Consider the following 15,905-nt stretch of genomic DNA (forward strand, 5'->3'; position numbering starts at 1 on the left):
GCAAAGCCCGGCGCCCATCAGCCCGCCACCACGGGCGCCCGCTCGGCGATCCGCACGTCGGGGCAGCCCTCCTGGCGGACGATCTCGGCGGCGGTGCGGCGGGCGAGGTCGGTGAAGAGCTGCAGGCGCTCCCGTTCGGGCAGGCCGCTGTCGCGGCCGCCCGAAAGGTGGATCTGCCGGTAGACCCTCCTCGGCTGCGCCGGCCGGCCGTTGTCGCACCGCAGCAAGAGCAAGAGGGAGTTGAAGGGCTGGAGCCAGCCCTCGACCCCTGCCCCGAAGTCGAGAACCGTGTTCTGCCCGGTGCCGGCCATCTCGGTCTCGTGGTTCCGCGTGGCGCGGTAGTAGTCCTCCTCGATCTGAGCCACCCCGATCTCCACCACGTGATCCTGTTGCGCTGGCTGCCATTCGACCTCGCATTCGGCCTTGACACTCCGGCCCGACAGGTCTCCGCTGCTGAAGGGTGTCTTGACGGCCTTCCCGTCGTCGTGCATGAGCGTCCGCAGGTCGTCCGCCGTGACCAGCCCCCAGCAGGCGCTGGCCGGCACGTCCGTCGACTTCGACGGCTGCTGCCACCACCACAGTCCGCCCCCGATGAGCACCAGCGCCGTGACCAGGGCTGCGACCGCGATCCGCCTGCCGTTTCGCCGCACCGTTTCAGTCCTCCTTCTTCGGATGGGTGACCTGCCATGCGGTGCCGGTGGCAGCGCCGAACGCGCCCTTGATGTCGCCTTCCACGGAGGGGGCCATGTCGTTGAGGTACTTCCGTTCGAGGCCGGTCCGGTCCGCCGCGTCACGGATCGCGTCCTGGACGGACCCCTGGGCGCCCGCCAACGCGTGGTTCTGCGCCGCTTGCGCCTTGTTGGTGGTCTGCGCGTCGGTGTTCACCTGGTAGCTCTCGGCAATGCCGTCCATGATCTTGTCGACCGCGTCGTTCGCGTAGGGGCCGACGATCGGCGCCCTGGTCTCCAGGACCGATCCGAGCGTCGCGTCCCAGATTGTGCCCGCCCAGTCGCGGGTGGTTCTGACGGCCGAGTTGAACTCCTCATCGTGGTTCTTTCCGTCGGTGAAGACCTCGTCGACCATGCCCTTGCTCAGGAGTCCGGCGACCGTGCCGCCGGGTTGTGCGGATGCGCCGATCGCGGCGGTCAGGTCGCCGTGGTCGGAGGCGTGCAGCAGGACGTCGTTGATCGCCGCGGTGGTGTACGCCTGCTGCGCGGCGGCCACCGCGGCGTAGGCCTCCGGGTTGTGGCCGAGGGTGACCAGCAGCCGCTGCGCGTCTATCTCGCTGAGGCGGGCGATCTCTCCGTTGATCGGCAGCTTGGTGGACGGGCCGGCCAGCGCGGTCTGCACGTCGCCCATGTACGCGCCGGCCATCTTGCCGAGCGACCCCTGCAGATCGCCGAAGAGCGCCTTGTCCTTGTCGTAGAGCAGCGCGGACGCCTCGTCCCCGCCGAACTTGTGCACGGTTCGCTGCATCACGTCGGCCATCGCCTTGCTGTGCGGCGGCAGCGGCCCCGTCTCGTCGTCGTACGCCCGCCCGGTCGCCGCCGCCTCCAGGGCGTGGCCGAGCGCCTCCACCTGGAGCGGGCCCGCCTTGCCGTTGTTCGGCGCGAGCGGGTAGGAGACGTCGCGCAGCAGCGAGCGCGGGCCCGTGTCGGTGAGCAGCGTGAAATAGGTGTTCGTCCCGCCGGTGCTCCTCACAGAGCCGTCCGGCCAGTACGTCGTCGGCGGGTCGGTGAAGAACCTGGTGGCCGCGTCCGGGCTGTGCCCGAGCGCGTTCAGCACCGAGCCCATCGGGTTGAACCCGTGGTAGTTGCCCTTCTCGTCCGGGGTGCCGGTGAACCAGAAGTCCTGGAACGGCGCGCCGCCCTTCATCGCCACCGCGTCCCAGCGGGCCGGGTTCTCCTGGGTGAGCTGGGTGACGTGCTCGGCGATCGGCTTGAGGAACGCCGCGTCGTAGTTGCCGTACCGCAGGACGTTGCCCAGGATCTGGTAGCCGTAGGGGCTGGACTCGTAGTCGGCGCCGGGCCCGAGCTGGATGTGCCGGCTGCCGGCCCGGCGCAGTCGCTCGCCCCAGTCCGGGGGCAGGTGGGGTTGACCGCCGCTGTTGGTGGCGGTGGCCAGGGTGAGGCCGAGCCCTTCCTGGATCCCCCTGACGGCGGCCGCGCGGACGGGGCTGCCGGCGAAGTCGCCGCTCTGCGCCAGCGCGCCGTAGGAGGCGAGGAAGGTCCCCGGGTCCTGGCCGCCGTAGAAGGCGGTGGCGAACCGGGGGTCGCCGGAGTGGTGCTGGAGCAGGGCCTGCAACTGCGTGAGCTGGGCGTCGGTGGCGGCGCTGCCGAGGCCGAGGATCTGCGCGGCCTGCTTGGCCTCGGCGTCGGCGACGCTGCCCAGCGGGGTGCTGTTGAAGCTCTTGGTGTCGTTGCCGGTGTCCATCGCGAGGGCCAGGGCGGCCGCGGAATCGGCTTCGGTGGCGCGGTCCAGCGCCTTGCCGATCTCCTGGGCGGCGGCCTGGGCGGTCTCCCGCTGGGTCCTGGCGTAGTCGGGGTCGTGCTTGTCGGCCGGGTCGGTGGCCGGCGGCCAGTGCACGCTGCCGTCGGCGGCGACGGTCAGGCCCTGCTCGGTGGCGTGCTGGACGGCCACCTGGAGGTCCTTCCTCGCGGCGACGAACTCGTCGTGCGCGTCGCGCAGCGTGCGCGCGATCGCCGAGGCCTCCTCGAAGGCGGCGCGGATCTGGTCGCGCGCCTGGGTGAGGGCGGTCGCGGCGGACTCGGAGCTCGGCCCGGTCCAGCCGGACTGCTGGACGGGGCCGATCACCTCGTTCTGGATCCTGGTCGAGAGGTCCCAGGCGCGGACCATCTTCTCGAAGTCGCCGGCCGCGGCGTTGAGGCCGGTGAGGTCGACGGTCTGGAGCTGGGTGTACGTCACCATGTCGGGCCCCGTCTCAGCCGTGCTGCTGCGCGAACTGGCTGTGGATCGCGCTCTCGGTGTTGTCGTAGTTCTGGGCGGTGGCGTGCAGGTTCTTGCCGATCGTCCCGACGGCTTCCCCGAGCGTGTGGGCCTGGCCCGACCAGACGCTCCACGCGGTGTTGAGGGCGGTGGAGAGGTTCCAGCCCATCAGCGCGGTGACCGCGCCGGTGACGTGCCCCGCGGGCTGTGCGCACTCGGTGCGGACGGACTCGCGCAGGGCCGTGGCGTTGGTGCCGGCCTGGCGGATCATCCCGGGGTTCGCCTTGACGGACGGGCCGCCGGCGGCCGGCGGGAGCGTGACGGGTGGCGGGGCCCCGGCGGCGGCCGCCGCGAGGTCGGGGAACTGCTTCTTCGCCTCCGCGGTGAGGTTTCCGGAACTGTCGAAGAGCCACGGGTTCATCCGTCGCTCGAATTCGAGGTCTGCCACCAAGTCCCCCCAGGACTGTTCGACTTGTGGGGACACTACCGGGGGAGGACGAACAATCGGTCGAGTTCGCGGGAATCGGAGGACGATGATCGAATGAATGAATGCATGTGAAATGCGAGGTTTATTTTAGGTGAATCTGTGGTTCTGACGGGGTGGCTCCGCCTCCGGCGGTGTGCCCCGGCGCACATTGCCCGGGTCGGGCGGGGCGTGTCAGAGTGCCGGGCATGGTCAACCGCAGCGTGTTCGAGACCTCCGAGGCGTCCGAGGTGTCCGGCCCCGACGGCTCCGCCCTCGCCGGTCCCGGCGCCGTCTTCGACTGGCTCGACGAGAGCGCCGGACAGCGGGCCCGGGCCGGGCTGACCCGTACCCTGCGCAGCCGGGCCGCCGACGACGCCGTGCTCGACCTCGCGGGCAACGACTACCTCGGGCTCACCCGCCACCCCGCCGTCACCCGGGCCGCCGCCGAGGCCGCGCTGCGGTGGGGCGGCGGTGCCACCGGGTCGCGGCTGGTCACCGGCACCACGGCGCTGCACACCGAGTTGGAGGAGGAGCTGGCCGCCTTCTGCGGGGCCGAGGCGGCGCTGGTGTTCTCCTCCGGGTACACCGCCAACCTCGCCGCGCTCACCGCGCTCACCGACCCCGACACCCTGATCGTCTCCGACGCCTACAACCACGCTTCGCTGATCGACGGCTGCCGCCTGGCTCGCGCCGACGTCCACCGCGCCCCGCACAGCGACCCGGGCGCCGTCGCCGAGGTGCTCGCCGGGCGCTCCCACCGGCGCGCCCTGGTGGTCACCGACTCGGTGTTCTCGGTCGACGGCAACGCCGCCCCGCTCGCCGAACTCGCCGACGCCGCGCGGCGGTTCGGCGCGGCACTGCTTATCGACGACGCCCACGGCCTCGGCGTGCTGGGCCCCGGCGGCAGCGGCGCCACCGCCGCCGCGGGGCTCGCCGGTGCGCCCGACGTCGTCACCACCGTCACCCTCTCCAAGTCCCTCGGCTCCCAGGGCGGTGCCGTCCTCGGCCCCGGGCGTGTCATCCGGCACCTCACCGAGACCGCCCGCACCTTCATCTTCGACACCGGCCTCGCCCCCGCCGCCGCCGGCGCCGCGCTGGGCGCGCTGCGCCTGCTGCGGGCCGAACCCCACCGTGCCGAACGCGCCCGCGAGGTGGCCCGCAGTCTCGCCGCCCGCCTCACCGCCGCCGGCCTGCACGCCTCCAGCCCCGACGCCGCCGTCGTCTCCGTACGCGCGCCCGGCCCCGAGGCCGCCGTCGCCTGGGCCGCCGACTGCCGCCGGGCCGGCCTCGCCGTCGGCTGCTTCCGCCCCCCGTCCGTCCCCGACGGCGTCTCCCGGCTGCGTCTGACCGCCCGGGGCGATCTGACGAATGCTCAGATCGTCGACGCGGTGCGGGTCATCGCCGCCACCGCCCCGGCATGAGCGGGTCCGGTGGGCTTCGCGGGCGCCCTGGCCGCGCGTTGGGCCTGCGCCTTCGGATCACGCCGGGCGTCGACGTGGTCCGAAGAGCGGTTTAGAGGCCCGCCAGCTCGCTCAGGAAGCGGGTTCCGGCGTCCCGTCGGCCTGCGGTCAGCCGCGGGGCGGCGGCCACGACGGCCGTCGCGCGGCACCAGGCCAGCACCCGGTCGGCGTCCGCGCCCGGGACCAGGGCCGTCAGCGCGCCGATGCGGGCCGACAGGGCGGCCGGGTCGGTGACGCCGTCGAGCGCCCAGTCGACCAGGTCGAAGTCCGGGTCGCCCAGGCACGCGCGCGGGTCGATCGCCACCGGGCCGTCCGGGCCGAGCAGCACGTTGGCCGGGTGCAGGTCGCCGTGCACCAGGGCCACCGGGGCGCCGTAGGCGGTCAGTTCCCGGGCCAGGGCGCGCGCGTCGGCCGTCGGCACCCCGGGGGCCCGGCGGCCGGTCAGCTCGAACAGGAAGTCCAGCCGCTCGGCCAGCGGCGGCAGCGCCACCCCGTCCACCGGCACCGACCGCAGCGCCCCCAGCAGCCCCGCCACCTCCGCGGGCCGCCAGCCGCGCTCGCGCAGGGACGTGCCCGGGGCGACGTCCGCGAGCAGCAGCGCGCCCGAGCCGGCGTCGTGCTCCAGCAACCGCACCAGCGACGGCACACCCCGCCACGCGCTCAGGGCCGTCGCCTCCTGCGCGGCCACCGCCGGGTCCGGCGTCAGCTTCAGCCACACCGCCGCGCCGTCCGCGAGCCGATCGCAGCGGAACACCCGCGCCGTACCGCCCCCGCCGGCCGCCAGCACCGTCAGCCCCCAACGGGCGGCCAGCGCGTCCACCAGTGCGGGCAGCCCCTCGCACCACACCTCGGCCCCGGGCCCGAAGCGTACGGTGAGCCGCGCCCGCACCTCCTCGGGCACGGTGGCGAGCGCGCTCACGACAGCACCAGCAGCGACTCCGCGCCCACCGGCCGGTAGCCGGCCGCCTGGAAGGCCCGCACGCTCGTCGCGTTGCCCGGCGCCTGCTGCGACCACACCCGCTCGCCCTCCGGCAGCAGGTGCCGGGCCGCCAGCGCCAGCGCCCGCCCCAGACCGCGTCCGCGCGCCGCCTCGTCCACCTCGATCGCGCACTCCCAGCGACCGGCCACCCCGCGGCCCAGGACCAGCACCCCGTGCCCACCGTCCGCGTCGAACACCCGGACGTCCTCGCGGTGGCACAGCGCCCGCACCACCCGCGGATGCTCCCGGTCCTCGACCTCCGCCAGCTCCAGCGCGGGCGCGCCCGGCAGCCGGTCCGCCACCGTCAGCAGGTCGATGGTGCCGTTCACCCGCCCCGTGCGCTCGGCGAGCGCGCCCAGGAACGGCGGACAGAGCGGCGCGGCCAGCGGATCGCCCGGCGCCGCCGCCAGCACGGCCCGCACCCAGGCGGGATCCTCGTCGGTGAACACCACCGAGTGCGCGGAGAACGCCACCACCCCCGCCTCGCGCGGCGACGGCTGCGGCACCACCGTCACCGACCCGTCCGCCGGCGGGAACACCCCGCCCGCCACGTCCGCCAGAATCTCCCGCAGTCCCCGTGCACCCACGCCGCGCCCACCCCTCCGTGATCCTTCGTGGGCGCCCAGCCTAGTGGTCCGCCGAAGCAGCCGGCCGAAGCAGCCGGCCGAAGCGGCCAGCCGAAGCAGCCGGCCGAAGCAGTCCGTCGTCAGGACTTCTTGCGCGCCCGGCTCGGCTGCACCCGGGTCGGCTCGCCCGCCGCCTTCGGGTGGTCCGGCGGGTACGGCAGCTCGCCGTGGGCGCCCTCCGCGACCTGTCGCTCGTACAGCTCCAGCAGCCCCTCCAGCCGGAACCGCTCGTCCTCCATCGCCGCGTGCACGTCCCCCAGCTCCGCGAACCGGGCCGGCAGGGTGCGCAGGTCGAAGTCCTCCGGCAGCGCGTCGTCGAGCTCCTCCCAGCGCAGCGGTGCCGAGGCCGTCGCCCGTGGCCGCGCCCGCAGCGAGTAGGCCGAGGCGATCGTCCGGTCCCGCGCCATCTGGTTGTAGTCGACGAAGATCCGCTCGCCGCGCTCCTCCTTCCACCACGCCGTCGTCACCCGCCCGGGCAGCCGTCGCTCCAACTCCCGGCCCAGCGCGATCACCGCGCGCCGCCCGTCCGTGAACGACCACCGCGGCTCCAGCGGCACGTACACGTGCAGCCCCCGCCCGCCCGAGGTCTTCGGCCACCCCCGCAGCCCCTGCTCCTCCAGCACCGCCCGCAGCTCGTGCGCGGCCCGCACCGCGTCCTTGAAGTCCGTGCCCGGCTGCGGGTCCAGGTCGATCCGCAGCTCGTCGACGTGCTCGGTGTCCGAGCGCCGCACCGGCCACGGGTGGAAGGTCAGACACCCGAGGTTCGCCGCCCACAGCACCGCGGCCGGTTCCGTCGGGCAGATCTCGTCCGCCGACCGGCCGCTCGGAAAGGCGATCCGGGCCGTCGGCAGCCACTCCGGCAGGCCCTTCGGGGCCCGCTTCTGGTAGAAGAACTCGCCCTCCACCCCGTCCGGGAACCGCTGCAGCGTCGTCGGCCGGTCCCGCAGCCCGCGCAGCACCCCCTGCGCCACCGCCAGGTAGTACTCCGCGACGTCCAGCTTGGTGAACCCGCGCTCCGGGAAGTACACCTTGTCCGGGTTCGACAGCCGGACGGTGCGCCCGGCGACATCCAGTTCCACGGCAGAGCCCATGCCTCTCACGCTAAGCGCGCCGTGCCGGCCCCGCCTGCCGTGCCCGCCCTGCCCGCCGCGCGCCCCGGAGCGTTCGGCGCGAGGATCGGGACCATGGACCTGCCCGTCATGCCGCCGCTCGCCCCGATGCTCGCCAAGTCCGTCGCGAAGATCCCGCCCGGCATGCAGTACGAGGCCAAGTGGGACGGCTTCCGCACCATCGTCTTCCGCGACGGCGACGAGGTCGAACTCGGCAGCCGCACCGGCAAGCCCCTCACCCGCTACTTCCCCGAGCTCGTCGAGGCCCTGCGCCGCGAAACCCCCGGGCGCTGCGTGCTCGACGGCGAGATCGTCATTGCCCGCGACGGCCGGCTGCGCTTCGAGGAACTCCTCGAACGCATCCACCCCGCCGCCAGCCGGGTCAGGCTCCTCGCCGAACGCACCCCCGCCTCCTTCGTCGCCTTCGACCTGCTCGCCCTCGGCGACGAACCCCTCCTGGACCGGCCCCTCGAAGCCCGCCGCCGCGCCCTGGAGGGCGCCCTCGCCGACGCCGCCGACCCCGTCTTCACCGCCCCCACCACCACCGACCGCGAGCTCGCCGGGACATGGTTCGCCCAGTACGAGGGAGCCGGCCTCGACGGCATCGTCGCCAAACCGCTCGACCAGCCCTACCGGCCCGGCGAACGCGCCATGTACAAGATCAAGCACGAGCGCACCGCCGACTGCGTCGTCGCCGGCTACCGCGAACACAAGAGCGGCCCCGTCGTCGGCTCCCTCCTGCTCGGCCTCCACGACGCCGACGGCCGCCTCCAGCACGTCGGCGTCTGCGCCGCCTTCCCGATGGCCCGCCGCCGCGAACTCGCCGAGGAACTCGCCCCGCTGCGCACCACCGACCTCGGCGCCCACCCCTGGGGCGCCTGGGCTGACGAAGCCGCGCACGCCGACGCCCGGCTGCCCGGCGCCACCAGCCGCTGGACCGGCGGCAAGGACCTCTCCTGGATCCCGCTGCGCCCCGAACGCGTCGTCGAGGTCGCCTACGACCACATGGAGGGCAGCCGCTTCCGGCACACCGCCCAGTTCCGCCGCTGGCGCCCCGACCGCACGCCCGACAGCTGCACCTACGCGCAGCTGGAGGAGCCGGTCTCCTACGACCTGGCCCGGGTGCTCGGCGGCTGAGCCGGCGGCCGAGGCCTGCGGTGCCGTCAGGCCGACTGCCCGGGCGGCGTCACCGACGAGGACACCTCCGGCGACGGTGACCCGGACCCGGACTGCGACGGCTCGTCCGCCTGCGGAACGGCCGGCAGGTCGTAGACGTTCGCCGGCGAGACGATCTCCGTGATCGCCTTCGCGAACAGCGTGGACGGCTCCGAACCCCGGTACGCCACATCGGTGTTCAACAGCACCACCAGCGACGCCTGCGCCGACGGCAGGTACACCACCACCGCCTGGTAGCCCGGCAGCGAACCGTTGTGCCCGATCCACCCGTGGTTGTTGAAGATCCCCAGCCCGTACGAGGTGCCCTGCGCCGTCGTCGGCTGCGGCTCCAGGCGCTGCGCCTGGGTCTGCGGCTTCAGCAGCGAGCCGGTGGCCAGCACCTTCGCCCACTTCTTCATGTCCGCCCGGTCCGAGATGGCCGCGCCCGCCGCCCAGCCCCAGGACGGGTTCCAGTCGGTGGCGTCCTGGATCGTCCCGCTCGCCGTCTGGTCGGTGTAACCGCGCGCGTGCGGCTGCGGGAACGCGTTGTCCGTCGGGAAGACCGTGCGGCCCAGGTCCGCGGGCTCGAACACCTCCTTCTTCAGGAAGTCCCCGAGCGGCCGCCCGTCCACCTTCTCGATCACCTGGCCCAGCAGCACCGTATTGGTGTTGGAGTACTCGAAATCCGTGCCCGGCGCGAAGTTCACCGGGTGCCGGAACGCGTACGCCGTCAACTGGTCAGGCGTGAACGGGCGCTGCGGATCCGCCTGGAACGCGCGCACGAAGTCCTCGTCCTTGGTGTACGAGAACAGGCCGCTGCGCATGCCCGCCAGCTGGCGCAGGGTGATCTGCTCGCCGTTCGGCACGCCGGTCAGGTACTTGCCGATCGGGTCGTCCAGTGCCACCTTGCCCTGGTCCACCAGCCGGAGCACACCGGTGACCGTGAAGGTCTTGGTCACGCTGCCGATCCGCATGTTGAGCCCGGTCACCATCGCGGTGCCCGGCACCCGCTCGGACACCCCGAACGCCTTGAGGTACTCGCCCTGCGGCGTCGCCACGTCGACGATCACGCCCGGCACCGAGGCCTCCGTCAGCACCCGCCCGATCGCGGCGTCCAGCCGGGAGGTGACGTCCGACGTCAGCGGCACCGTGGTGCCGCTCGGCGCCTGGGTGGGGCTGGGCGTCGCGGTCGGACTCGCGGTTCCGGTCGGACTCGTGGTCCCCGTCGGACTCGGCGTGGGCGTCGGACTCGGCGTGGCGGTCGGGCTCAGCGCCGCCGGTTCGGCCGTCACCGCCCCGGCCGCCGCCGGGTGTCCGGACGGCGAGCCGCCCGAACACCCGGCGGCCAGCAGTCCGGCCAGCGCCAGCAGCAGCGCCACCGGCGCCGGCCGGGCGAGGGGCCAACACCGGGAGGCGGTGGCTCGGGTCGACACACGGTTCGTCATCTTCGGGGCGCCTCTCTGGGCCGGACGGACCCGGAGCAGCGCTCGACGGGCCCGCAAAGGGGGAGCGATCGCCACCGTATGCGCGCCCGCCGCGCCCCGCGCGCCCACCGCCCGCCCGCTGGACCGAACGGACCCACGCGTCAGCCACCCGCCGCAACCCCGCTCGCGTGCCCCCGACACACGCCCACCAGCGCCGTTACCCGCCCCCTACCCGCGCCCGAGTAGGGTGCGCACCGCCGGAGCCGACGGGAGGGGAACACCGAGGTGCTGCACAGCGAATCCGGAGCCGGAGCCGGAGCCGGAGCCGGAGCCGTGGCCGTAGCCGTCGGCGTCGGAAAGCGCTACGGACGGGGGCCCTGGATCCTGCGCGACGTCGAGCTGCGTGTTGCCCCCGGCGACGTCCTCGCCGTGCTCGGCGCCAACGGCTCCGGCAAATCCACCCTGCTGCGGATCCTCGCGGGCCTCACCCGCCCCACCACCGGCCGCCTCACCGGCGCCGTCACCGCCCGCCCCGCCGCCACCGGCCACCGGGCCGCCGTCGGCTACGTCCCCGACCGGTTCACCGCCCACGAGCGCCACACCGCCGCCGGCTACCTCACCCACCTCGGCCGCGTCCGGGGCCTGCCCACCGCCGCCGCCCGCCACCGGGCCGCGGAACTCCTCGACCGGCTGGCCCTCGTCGGCGGCTCCGACGCCGCCCTGCGCACGCTGTCCAAGGGCAACGCCCAGAAGGTGGCGCTCGCCCAGGCCCTGCTCGTCCCGCCCGATCTGCTGGTGCTCGACGAACCCTGGTCCGGCCTCGACGCCTCCGCGCACAGCGTGCTCGCCGAACTCATCGCCGAGACCGCCGCCGAGGGCGGGGCCGTGGTCTTCACCGACCACCGCGAAGCCGTCGCCGAGGCGCACGCCACCACCATCCGCACGATCGCCGACGGCCGGGTGAGCGGGTCCCCGTCCGCGCCCGCGTCCGCCCGGTCCGCCGCCGAGCGGCCCGCCGTGCCGCCCGCCGAGCTCGTGCTCACCGGACCCGACCCGGACGCCCCCGACTGGCGGGCCCTGCCCGGCATCCTCACGCTGGAGCGCCGCGGCCCCGAACTCCACCTGCGGGTGGAGCAGGCGCACGCCGACGCCGTCCTGCTCACCGCGCTGCGCCACCGGTGGTCGGTGCGCGCCGTCACCCGCCCCGCGCCCGCCCTCGCCCCCGCCGCCACGAGGACCACCAGCCGATGACCGCCCTCGTCCGCTACCAGCTCACCACCCTGCTGCTCTCCCAGCGCTACCTGGCCCCGCTGATCCTGTTCACCGGCCTCGTCGCCGTCCTGACCAGCGACGACAGCGGCCCGCTCACCGCCGCCCACGGCGCCGCGTCCGCCGCGATGCTGCTCGCCGCCACCTGGCTCACCATGGCGCTCACCGGCCTGGAGGACCGGCCCCACCGCGCGCTCCTCACCGCCGCCAGCGGCAGCCGCCGACGCCTGCTCACCGGCACCGTGCTCACTGCCCTGCTCGGCTGTCTGCCGCTCACCGCCCTCGGCCTCGCCCTGCCGCTGCTCGTCGGCACCCACAGCCCCACCGCCGCCGACCTGCTGCTCGGCACCGAGGCCCAGCTCACCTGCGCCCTCACCGGTACCGCCGTCGGCCTGCTCGCCTCCCGGCCGCTGGTCCGCCGCCCGGGGCTCGGCCTGCTGCTCGCCCTCGGCCTGCTGCTCGCGCTCACCGTGAGCAGGGGCCTGCCTCCGGTCAACCTGCTGCTCACCCGGCTCTCCACCCACCACCGCTCGGCCGAACTGCTGGCCTCCACCGCACTGCTGCTCGCGCTCGCCGCCGCCCTCCTCGCCGCCGCGGCCGCCCTCGTGCACGCTGTCGCCGCCCGCCGCGACTGACCCGGCCGCACCGGGGGAGGACCGGCCTCGGCGCAGCGCTCCGCGCGCCCCGGACATGCCTCGCGCGCTGCGCCGTCGGAGTGCCGACCGGCACGCCGCAGTGGTCCCCGACCCCAGCTCGGGCACGATCGTTTAGCCGAGCTGTCGCGGCCCTTAAGAATTCCTCGATGGACCGCACCCCCTCCCACCAGGCAGATTTCTGCCTGCCCGGAATGCGGACACCGGAACCGGTTCCGCAGGCCCTGGCCCCGCCAGGACCCGTCGGCCCTCGGGCCGCCACCCACCGGGCCCCGTCGTCCTGCCCACACCAGGCCGTCCCCACCGCGCGTCAGGAGCCACCGCCGTGAAGGCACTCGTCAAGCAGAAGGCCGAGCCCGGACTCTCGCTGATGGACGTCCCCACCCCGGTGATCGGCCCCGGCGAGGTCCTCATCAAGGTGCTGCGCACCGGCATCTGCGGCACCGACCTGCACATCCGCAAGTGGGACGGCTGGGCCCAGCAGACCATCAAGACCCCGCTCGTCCTCGGCCACGAGTTCGTCGGCGAGGTCGCCGAGATCGGCGCCGGCGTCGCGGACATCACCGTCGGAGACCTGGTCAGCGGCGAGGGCCACCTGGTCTGCGGCAAGTGCCGCAACTGCCTGGCCGGCCGCCGCCACCTGTGCCGCAACACCGTGGGCCTCGGCGTCAACCGCGACGGCGCCTTCGCCGAGTACGTGGCCCTGCCCGCCTCCAACGTCTGGGTGCACCGCGTCCCCGTCGACCTCGACGTCGCCGCGATCTTCGACCCCTTCGGCAACGCCGTGCACACCGCGCTGTCCTTCCCGCTGGTCGGCGAGGACGTGCTGGTCACCGGCGCCGGCCCGATCGGCATCATGGCCGCCGCCGTCGCCAAGCACGCCGGCGCGCGCAACGTGGTGATCACCGACGTCTCGCCCTACCGCCTCGACCTCGCCCGCAAGGTCGGCGTCTCGCTGGCGCTGGACGTCTCCGAGCACACCATCGAGGAGGGCCAGCAGAAGCTCGGCCTGCGCGAGGGCTTCGACGTCGGCCTGGAGATGTCCGGCCGCCCCGAGGCGCTCCAGTCGATGATCGCCAACATGACCCACGGCGGAAAGATCGCCATGCTCGGCCTGCCCGCCGAGCAGTTCCCGATCGACTGGGCCTCCGTCGTCACCTCGATGCTCACCATCAAGGGCATCTACGGCCGCGAGATGTTCGAGACCTGGTACGCGATGTCCGTCCTGCTGGAGGGCGGCCTCGACCTCAGCCCCGTGATCACCGGCCGCTACCCCGCCGCCGACTTCGAGGCCGCCTTCGACGAGGCGGCGAGCGGCCGCTGCGGCAAGGTCATCCTCGACTGGACCGCCTGATCCCCGCGATCACCGCCCCGCCCACCCCCTTCGCCCGGCACCCTCGCCATCCCCGTTGCCACCCCGCTTAGGAGCAGCTGTGTTCGACACCGTGCGCGACGATCTCGCCGCCACCCTCGACGAGATCCGCGAGGCCGGCCTCTTCAAGCCGGAGCGGGTCATCGGCAGCCCGCAGAGCGCCGCCGTCACCGTCACCGCCGGCGGCGCCCCCGGCGAGGTGCTCAACTTCTGCGCCAACAACTACCTCGGCCTCGCCGACCACCCCGAGATCCTCGCCGCCGCCAAGGACGCCCTGGACCGCTGGGGCTACGGCATGGCCTCGGTCCGCTTCATCTGCGGCACCCAGGACGTGCACAAGGAGCTGGAGGAGCGGCTGTCCACGTTCCTCGGCCAGGAGGACACGATCCTCTACTCCTCCTGCTTCGACGCCAACGGCGGCGTCTTCGAGACCCTGCTCGACGAGCGCGACGCCGTCATCTCCGATGCCCTCAACCACGCGAGCATCATCGACGGCATCCGCCTGTGCAAGGCCCGCCGCCACCGCTACGCCAACCGCGACCTCGCCGACCTGGAGCAGCAGCTCAAGGAGAGCCAGGACGCCCGCCGCCGCCTGATCGTCACCGACGGCGTCTTCTCCATGGACGGCTACGTCGCCCCGCTGCGCGAGATCTGCGACCTCGCCGACCGCTACAACGCCATGGTCATGGTCGACGACTCGCACGCCGTCGGCTTCGTCGGCGCGCACGGGCGCGGCACGCCGGAGCTGCACGGCGTCATGGACCGCGTCGACATCATCACCGGCACGCTGGGCAAGGCGCTCGGCGGCGCCTCCGGCGGCTACGTCGCCGCGCGGCGCGAGATCGTCGCGCTGCTGCGCCAGCGCTCGCGTCCGTACCTGTTCTCCAACTCGCTGGCGCCGGTGATCGCCGCCGCCTCGCTGAAGGTGCTGGACCTCGTCGAGCAGTCCAACGAGCTGCGCGAGCGGCTGGTGGCCAACACGGCGCTGTTCCGCTCGAAGATGACCGAGGCGGGCTTCGAGATCCTGCCCGGCGACCACCCGATCGCCCCGGTGATGATCGGCGACGCCGCCAAGGCCGGCCGCCTCGCCGAACTGCTGCTGGAGCGCGGCGTCTACGTGATCGGCTTCTCCTACCCGGTCGTGCCGCACGGCCAGGCCCGGATCCGGGTGCAGCTCTCCGCCGCGCACACCACCGAGGACGTCGAGCGCGCCGTGGCCGCCTTCGTCGACGCGCGCGCCGCGCTGGGCGAGTAGCCACCCCCTGATCGCCCGTGGCGCGTCCGCTCGGAACCGGACGCGCCACGGGCTCAACGACCGCCGTGCGGCGGGGGCCGGACCGGCCCGCCCCCGTCGCACGGCACCCAAGACCACCTGCCCCACCCTCCCGCGAAACGGGAGTGGGAAGTCGGCCCGTCCGACTTTCCACTCCCGTTCCGCGGTTTCCGGAGCCGCCCGCCCCGCCGCTTCCCGTACACCGGTTCGTCACCCCCGCCCCAGGAGCCCCGCGGACGCTGGCAGAATTGGCCTGTGATCGACGCGAGACGGCTGCGGACCCTGCGAGCGGTGGCGGACCACCGGACGGTGACGGCCGCGGCGGCCGCGCTCTACCTCACCCCCTCCGCCGTCTCGCAGCAGCTCGCCGCGCTGGAACAGGAGACCGGCCATCACCTGCTGGCCCGCGAGGGCCGGGGCGTGCGGCTCACCGCCGCCGGGGAGATCCTGCTCGGCCACGCCGACGCGGTGCTCGCCCAGCTCGAACGCGCCGAGGCCGACCTCGCCGCCTACAGCGCGGGCGTGGCCGGCGAGGTCACCGTCGCCTCCTTCGCCACCGGCATCTCGCTCGTCCTCGCCCCGGCCATCGGCACCCTCGCCGCCCGCGCCCCCGGCGTCCGGCTCAAGGTGCTCGACGCCGAGGGCGACGCCAGCCTGCCGATGGTGCTCGACGGCCGCGCCGACCTCGCGGTGGCGGTCGAGTACCGGGGCGCCCCGCGCGCCGACGACGCCCGGCTCACCCGGGTCCCGCTCTACGCGGAACCGTTCGAGGCGGTGCTGCCGCTGGCCCACCAGCTGGCCGGCGGCGAGGGCCCGATCGCGGTGGCCGACCTCGCCGACGAGCCGTGGATCGGCCCCTACCCGGGCAACCCGTGCCACGACGTGGTGCTGCTGGCCTGCGAGCACGCCGGGTTCCAGCCGCGTCTGCTGCACTCCTCCGACGACTTCCGCGCCGTCGTCGCCCTCGCCTCGGCCGGTGCGGGGGTGGCGCTGGTGCCGCGTTCGGCGCTGCTCGGCGTCGACCTCGCCCGGGTCGCGGTGCGCCCGGTCGACAGCGCGCTCGCCACCCGCCGGGTCTTCGCCGCCGTGCGCGCCGGCGCCGACGGCCACCCGCTCATCCGCCCGGTCCTGGACGCGCTGGCCGACGCCGCGCCCGAGTCCGACCGGCGCTGA

Annotated in this window: 14 protein-coding genes; 7 read left to right on the forward strand and 7 right to left on the reverse strand. The window is 74.2% G+C overall.

The features are described from left to right. Positions 1–17: 17 nt before the first annotated feature. The 3 genes from ACFVVU_RS00680 to ACFVVU_RS00690 are packed head-to-tail and all read right to left on the reverse strand — an operon-like array spanning position 18 to position 3,394. The gene (locus ACFVVU_RS00680; protein ID WP_387787292.1) at positions 18–650 is read right to left on the reverse strand and encodes a hypothetical protein; all 633 of its coding nucleotides are present in this window, start codon (positions 648–650) and stop codon (positions 18–20) included. A gap of 4 nt (positions 651–654) precedes the next feature. After that, positions 655–2,928 (reverse strand): hypothetical protein, encoded by a 2,274-nt coding sequence (locus tag ACFVVU_RS00685; RefSeq protein WP_387787294.1) that lies wholly within the window; start codon positions 2,926–2,928, stop codon positions 655–657. A 13-nt stretch (positions 2,929–2,941) separates the two neighbouring features. Beyond that, the gene (locus tag ACFVVU_RS00690; protein WP_387787296.1) at positions 2,942–3,394 is read right to left on the reverse strand and encodes a WXG100 family type VII secretion target; all 453 of its coding nucleotides are present in this window, start codon (positions 3,392–3,394) and stop codon (positions 2,942–2,944) included. Positions 3,395–3,618: 224 nt separating this feature from the next. On the opposite strand from ACFVVU_RS00690, the gene ACFVVU_RS00695 reads away from it, so the two are divergent. Further along, positions 3,619–4,833, forward strand: coding sequence for an 8-amino-7-oxononanoate synthase (locus ACFVVU_RS00695; protein ID WP_387787299.1), 1,215 nt, complete (start codon positions 3,619–3,621; stop codon positions 4,831–4,833). A 91-nt stretch (positions 4,834–4,924) separates the two neighbouring features. Here ACFVVU_RS00695 and ACFVVU_RS00700 read toward each other — a convergent pair whose 3' ends face one another. The 3 genes from ACFVVU_RS00700 to ligD form a co-directional block, all read right to left on the reverse strand. After that, a complete protein-coding gene (locus ACFVVU_RS00700) occupies positions 4,925–5,791 on the reverse strand; it encodes an aminoglycoside phosphotransferase family protein (protein WP_380684566.1) in 867 nt (288 codons plus the stop codon). After that, a complete protein-coding gene (locus ACFVVU_RS00705; RefSeq protein ID WP_387787301.1) occupies positions 5,788–6,438 on the reverse strand; it encodes a GNAT family N-acetyltransferase in 651 nt (216 codons plus the stop codon). Before ACFVVU_RS00705 ends, ACFVVU_RS00700 begins: the two co-directional genes overlap by 4 nt. A 119-nt stretch (positions 6,439–6,557) precedes the next feature. After that, on the reverse strand, positions 6,558–7,568 hold the full coding sequence (ligD, locus tag ACFVVU_RS00710; RefSeq protein ID WP_387787304.1) for a non-homologous end-joining DNA ligase: 1,011 nt from the start codon (positions 7,566–7,568) through the stop codon (positions 6,558–6,560). 93 nt (positions 7,569–7,661) lie between these two features. Between ligD and ACFVVU_RS00715 the strand changes: the two genes are divergently transcribed. After that, positions 7,662–8,723 (forward strand): ATP-dependent DNA ligase, encoded by a 1,062-nt coding sequence (locus ACFVVU_RS00715; protein ID WP_380684569.1) that lies wholly within the window; start codon positions 7,662–7,664, stop codon positions 8,721–8,723. A 26-nt stretch (positions 8,724–8,749) separates the two neighbouring features. Here ACFVVU_RS00715 and ACFVVU_RS00720 read toward each other — a convergent pair whose 3' ends face one another. Further along, positions 8,750–10,186 (reverse strand): serine hydrolase domain-containing protein, encoded by a 1,437-nt coding sequence (locus tag ACFVVU_RS00720; protein WP_380714833.1) that lies wholly within the window; start codon positions 10,184–10,186, stop codon positions 8,750–8,752. Positions 10,187–10,498: 312 nt separating this feature from the next. On the opposite strand from ACFVVU_RS00720, the gene ACFVVU_RS00725 reads away from it, so the two are divergent. The 5 genes from ACFVVU_RS00725 (at position 10,499) to ACFVVU_RS00745 (ending at position 15,905) form a co-directional block, all read left to right on the forward strand. Then, positions 10,499–11,416: an ATP-binding cassette domain-containing protein gene (locus ACFVVU_RS00725; RefSeq protein ID WP_387787308.1), complete on the forward strand. Its 918-nt coding sequence runs from the start codon at positions 10,499–10,501 to the stop codon at positions 11,414–11,416. Beyond that, a complete protein-coding gene (locus tag ACFVVU_RS00730) occupies positions 11,413–12,069 on the forward strand; it encodes a hypothetical protein (protein ID WP_387787311.1) in 657 nt (218 codons plus the stop codon). Before ACFVVU_RS00725 ends, ACFVVU_RS00730 begins: the two co-directional genes overlap by 4 nt. Positions 12,070–12,412: 343 nt before the next feature. After that, positions 12,413–13,441 carry an L-threonine 3-dehydrogenase gene (tdh, locus tag ACFVVU_RS00735; RefSeq protein ID WP_387787314.1) on the forward strand — a complete coding sequence of 343 codons (1,029 nt, stop codon included), beginning with the start codon at positions 12,413–12,415 and terminating at the stop codon, positions 13,439–13,441. Positions 13,442–13,520: 79 nt separating this feature from the next. Beyond that, positions 13,521–14,714 (forward strand): glycine C-acetyltransferase, encoded by a 1,194-nt coding sequence (locus ACFVVU_RS00740; protein ID WP_387787317.1) that lies wholly within the window; start codon positions 13,521–13,523, stop codon positions 14,712–14,714. Positions 14,715–14,987: 273 nt separating this feature from the next. Further along, positions 14,988–15,905 carry a LysR family transcriptional regulator gene (locus ACFVVU_RS00745; RefSeq protein WP_387787319.1) on the forward strand — a complete coding sequence of 306 codons (918 nt, stop codon included), beginning with the start codon at positions 14,988–14,990 and terminating at the stop codon, positions 15,903–15,905.

Source organism: Kitasatospora sp. NPDC057965, from assembly GCF_042887135.1.
Taxonomy (GTDB): Bacteria; Actinomycetota; Actinomycetes; order Streptomycetales; family Streptomycetaceae; genus Kitasatospora.